The following is a 4,361-nucleotide window of genomic DNA, read 5'->3' on the forward strand; positions in this document are numbered from 1 at the left end:
GTACCTCACCCCACTCGAAACCCGAGCCAGGCTGCAGCACGACTTCACCCCCGCAGCGTAAACACCCGCTGTCCAAGATCAGGGGGGAACTTCAACTTCATGACGCCCGGGTTCGTCCTTACAACCGGGTTACGTCCCTCGTCAGCACGTGGCTTCCACGCCGACGCCAAGGCGCCTGAAGACGTGGGAAACGTAAGCTCGCCCCGGCCGTCGGCGCGCTCCTCGGCTGGAACAGCTGGTCGAGCCTGTGGTGCGGCACCGCCGCCGGCTTCCTCGTCGGCGTCGTGTGCGCGACGGTACTGCTGGCCGCCGGATGCGACCGCGCCCAGGTCACCTTGGGACCCTTCGTGATCACCGGGGCGCTCGCCGAGGCCGTCACGACTGGCTGAACGCCTCCCGTACACCGGAAACTGCTCTTCCTGCACTTCCGCTTCCGGCTTGGCTCCCTCCGGAAACGTCAAATCAGGAGCTGCTCAGGCTGCCTTCCAGATTGCCGCAGTGTCATCTCGTTGAAGAGTGGCTATTCTCCGACCGAGTTCGTGGGCTGCCGCTGCGTTCCCCATGTCGGCGCGGCGGATGTACGAGCTGAGTGTGTGCATGTCGCGGATGCGGATGAGCATGGGTAGACCGGGCCACCTTGTGATGTCGTACCCATACACTCTCCCAAACGTTTCGAGTTCAGCAGCAGTTCGTCCGAATCGCCGGCCTTGGTAGGTGTTGGCAAGGTCGACCTCCCGTGGCCCGACGGCCGCCTCATCCCAGTCGCCGAGGAGCGCATGGTCGCCGTCCCAGAGGCAGTTGCCGGGGTATGCGTCACCGTGGACGAGGCCGGGGGCCAGGGCGTAGTCGAGTTCCTCGAAGGTAGCAATGAGCTCGTGCGCGTGTGTGGCGAGCCAGTCCTTCTGGGTATCGGGCACTGAGTTCGCGTGCGCCAGTGCCTGGGTGAAGGAAGTTAGTGGCGTCCACTTCGGCAGTGTGATGGGTGGTTGGGGAAGCTGGTGTAGTTGCCGAAGGAGACGGCCGAGATGCTCAGCGTTGGGGGTGCCTTTCGCGGTGGGCTGCGGGTAGTGACGCCAGAAGGTGACGACATGCCCTTCGGCGAGTACGGGCTGTTCGAGGTCCGCGGGTTCCGTCGCTGGTACACCGTTGTTTGTGAGCCAGCGTGTGAGCGTCACGCTGGTGGTGAGCCTGGGGAGATGTCCGACTGAGCTGACGCGCGCGACGATGCGTTCGGTAGGGAGGAGGAAGACTGCGGTCGCGTGCTGGTGCAGCTTGGTCATCTGGTTGCTGCGCAACCCGCTTATGCGGGCGGCCCTGTGTGCCGCATGCTCCTCGATGCCATGATTCATTGGAGTGGTGCCTTCGGTTGTGTGTCCATCCCGTCTGCGTCCGGCCGCTCTTCCCTGGCGTGGCGCAGGACGTCCAGGGAAGAGTGGGCCGCCCAGTGGCTACCGAAGAGCGATCCTGTCAGAACTGCCTGCCTGCTATCTACCTGCGACCGTGTGAATCAGTTCCACGACTCGTTCTGCGTTCGTCAGAGGGCGGTATGAGAGTGTGTAGGCGGTTTGTCGTCACCTGAACGTGTGGTGGCACGGGGTCCCGACCCTTCGGCGGTCATGGGCATGGTGGGCTGAACACTGTGAGCGAGCGCACGCCCTACAAGACCGATCTGAGCGACGAGCAATGGGCGCTGGTAGAGCCGGTGATCGTCGCGTGGAAAGCCGTCCATCCCTCGGTCAGCGGCCATCAGGGCCGGTACGCAATGCGGGAAATCGTCAACGCGCTGCTCTATCAGGGGCGAACGGGTTTTCAGTGGGAGCTGCTCCCACACGACTTCCCGCCGCCCGGCGCGGTGAAGTACTACTTCTACCTCTGGCGCGACGAGGGCATCGACCAGACCGTTCATGACCTGTTGCGCTGGCAGGTGCGGGAGATGGCACGCCGCAAGGCGGACCCGAGCCTGGTGGTGCTCGACACCCAGAGTGTTCATGCGGCAGCCGGGGTGCCCGCGGAGTCGACGGGGTGCGATCCGGCAAAAAAGTACCGGGCCGCAAGCGCGGCCTGGCCGTTGACGTGTTGGGATTGGTGATCGCGGTGGTCGTGGTGGCCGCTTCGGCGCATGAGAACGCCGTCGGGATCGCGTTGCTGGACAGGGTCGCCGCCGACACCGACACGGTGGAGAAGGCACTGGTCGATCAAGGCTTCAAGAACGCCGTCGTCGCGCACGGCGAAAAGGTGGGCATCGAGGTGGAGGTCGTGGCGCGCAACCCCGCGAAAACCGGGTTCGTTCCGCAGGCCAAGCGGTGGGTCGTGGAGCGCGCATACGGGATCTTGATGCTGCACCGCAGGCTGGTGCGCGACTACGAGCATCTACCCCGTAGTTCGGAGTCGCGGGTGTACTGGGCGATGACCGCGGTGATACTGCGCCGGTTGACCGGGGCGACCGTGCCGGCCTGGCGCACTACATGAGTCGCGGGGAGCTGACGCTCGGCGCGGTGCTGGCACGGCTGGAGGAGCGGGAAGGCGAGATCACCGCACAGGCCGAGGCGGTGCGGGAGCAGATCACGCAGCTGACCGCCCGGCTCGACGAACTCGCCCGGGCCGCCGAGGAAGTCCGGGTCACCCGCAAGACGCTGATGGAGCTGCCCGAGCCACAACCGCCCGCGCCGCCGGCACTGAAGCTGCCGGACCATCCGGCCTACCAGCAGATCATGGCGGTGTTCGCCGCGACCGACCATCCGTTGCGGGCGCGGCAGGTCTGTGAGGCGATGGACCTGCCGGTCGCGCCCAACAACATCAACAACGTCCGCCTGAAGCTCAAACGGCTGGCCGACCGGGGAATCATGGCCGAGACCGAGCCAGGCTTGTTCACCCTGCCCCGGCCGTAACCGACCAACGTCGCCACGGCCTGCCCGTTCACCCCGCACGAAACGAAGAATCGGGCATCAGGTCTCATACCACCCTCTAACAACCTCAACAACCTCAACAACCAGGATCAGCCGTTAATTTGACACACCCCATCCCGACCTTGGACAGCTGCTTCACTCGGCCGGGTCGTCCGGTGTCGGATGTTCGATCACCCGGGCGTTCATCCTGCTGCGGCTCTACAATCGGCGGGTAGGGGTCCGGGTGGGCGGAAGCCCTCCCCATACGAGAACGGTGTCGGCGGCTGGTGGATGCCCGGGTCCCGCGATGTCGGCCCGCGCCCGTGGGTCGGTTCCCTACACGACGTTCGTGTCGGGGGTGTTCGGTCTTGCTCGGGGGGCATGGATGAGTCCAGTCGTGCAGCGTTTCGTGGGCGCGGTGGGGGCGGTGGCGGTCGCCGCGGTGGTGAACGTGGCCACCGGGTTCCTCACCGATCACCGATCGGCGGCGTGGTGGGCTTCCGCGGCGGTGTTGCTCGTGGTGGGGGCCGCGGTGCAGTGGTGGCTCCCGGTGGTACCAGCGCGAGGCAGGAGCCAGTGGGCCGAGGGCAACAGGGTCGGCGGCTCGTTCACCCAGACGTCCACCGGGCCCGCAGAGCAGGAAGCGCGCCGGAACGACATCACGGGCGATTTCGGCCAGCGCCAGGATGGGTGAGCCGCGGAAGGAATCCCGACGCCCGTTCCGTTGGCGCCCCGCGCGGCGACTCGAGACCGTGCAGGGCGCGGAAGGCAACACCGTCGGCGGGAGTCTCCAGCAGAACACCGTCGGCCGTGACCAGCACAACATCAACATTCACATCGCCAATGCCGCCGACGAGCAACGCCTTCTCGAGCAGGCCCGGCGCGTGTGGGAGGCCCAGCACCACCTCACTCATTCCGATGAACACCTTCCCGGACAACCCCCGGGCACCTCACCGCAACCCGGTCTCGCCCCGCACCCCAAACCGATCTATATCGGAGCCGAGGCCGAGAAGACGCCGACCACCTCGCGTGGACTGAGCCGCCGCACCGTCCTGCTCGGCGGCGGCGCCACACTGGCCGCGACGGTCAGCGCACTCGTCGCCGTACGCCTCACCGGCACCGACGGGAAGAAGGTGCAGGGCCCGAAGCCGTTGAGCGATCGGAACGCTTTCAGGGAAGCGGGGTTTACGACACGAATCGATGCCGTGATGCAGACGCCGGACAACATAAACGAGTATTGGGTCTTCTCGGGGTCGCAGTTCATTCGTATCCGAGTGGCAGACGGAAAAAACCACATAGATACCGTGGTACAGGATCCGATGCCGTTGAGTGACTGGGGTGCTCTCCGCACCAGTTCGTTTACACGAATCGATGCCGTGATGCAGACGCCGGACAACATAAACGAGTATTGGGTCTTCTCGGGGTCGCAGTTCATTCGTATCCGAGTGGCGAACGGAAAAAACCACATAGATACCG

Annotated in this window: 4 protein-coding genes and 1 pseudogene; 4 read left to right on the plus strand and 1 reads right to left on the minus strand. The window is 65.3% G+C overall.

Going from position 1 to position 4,361, the window contains the following annotated elements; genetic code table 11:
• Positions 1 to 473: 473 nt before the first annotated feature.
• Complete coding sequence (locus tag ACFVV1_RS40675) at positions 474 to 1,349, minus strand: aminoglycoside phosphotransferase family protein (RefSeq protein WP_390000647.1); 876 nt, start codon at positions 1,347 to 1,349, stop codon at positions 474 to 476.
• Between the two features lie 290 nt (positions 1,350 to 1,639).
• On the opposite strand from ACFVV1_RS40675, the pseudogene ACFVV1_RS40680 reads away from it, so the two are divergent.
• The 4 genes and pseudogenes from ACFVV1_RS40680 to ACFVV1_RS40695 form a co-directional block, all read left to right on the plus strand.
• Positions 1,640 to 2,469: pseudogene (locus ACFVV1_RS40680) on the plus strand (IS5 family transposase).
• Positions 2,466 to 2,888, plus strand: coding sequence for a hypothetical protein (locus ACFVV1_RS40685; protein ID WP_390000650.1), 423 nt, complete (start codon positions 2,466 to 2,468; stop codon positions 2,886 to 2,888). The pseudogene ACFVV1_RS40680 and the gene ACFVV1_RS40685 overlap by 4 nt, the downstream one beginning before the upstream one ends.
• 394 nt (positions 2,889 to 3,282) lie before the next feature.
• A complete protein-coding gene (locus ACFVV1_RS40690; protein WP_390000653.1) occupies positions 3,283 to 3,579 on the plus strand; it encodes a hypothetical protein in 297 nt (98 codons plus the stop codon).
• Positions 3,580 to 3,637: 58 nt separating this feature from the next.
• The coding region (locus tag ACFVV1_RS40695) for a hypothetical protein (protein WP_390000656.1) at positions 3,638 to 4,361 on the plus strand (724 nt) is incomplete at its 3' end.

This window comes from Streptomyces sp. NPDC058092 (genome assembly GCF_042884935.1).
GTDB lineage: Bacteria > Actinomycetota > Actinomycetes > Streptomycetales > Streptomycetaceae > Streptomyces.

Bases quoted from the DNA above. Each gene is read 5' to 3' on its own strand.
- ACFVV1_RS40675 (WP_390000647.1), bottom strand. From the start codon at position 1,349: ATGAATCATGGCATCGAGGAGCATGCGGCACACAGGGCCGCCCGCATA.
- ACFVV1_RS40685 (WP_390000650.1), top strand. From the start codon at position 2,466: ATGAGTCGCGGGGAGCTGACGCTCGGCGCGGTGCTGGCACGGCTGGAG.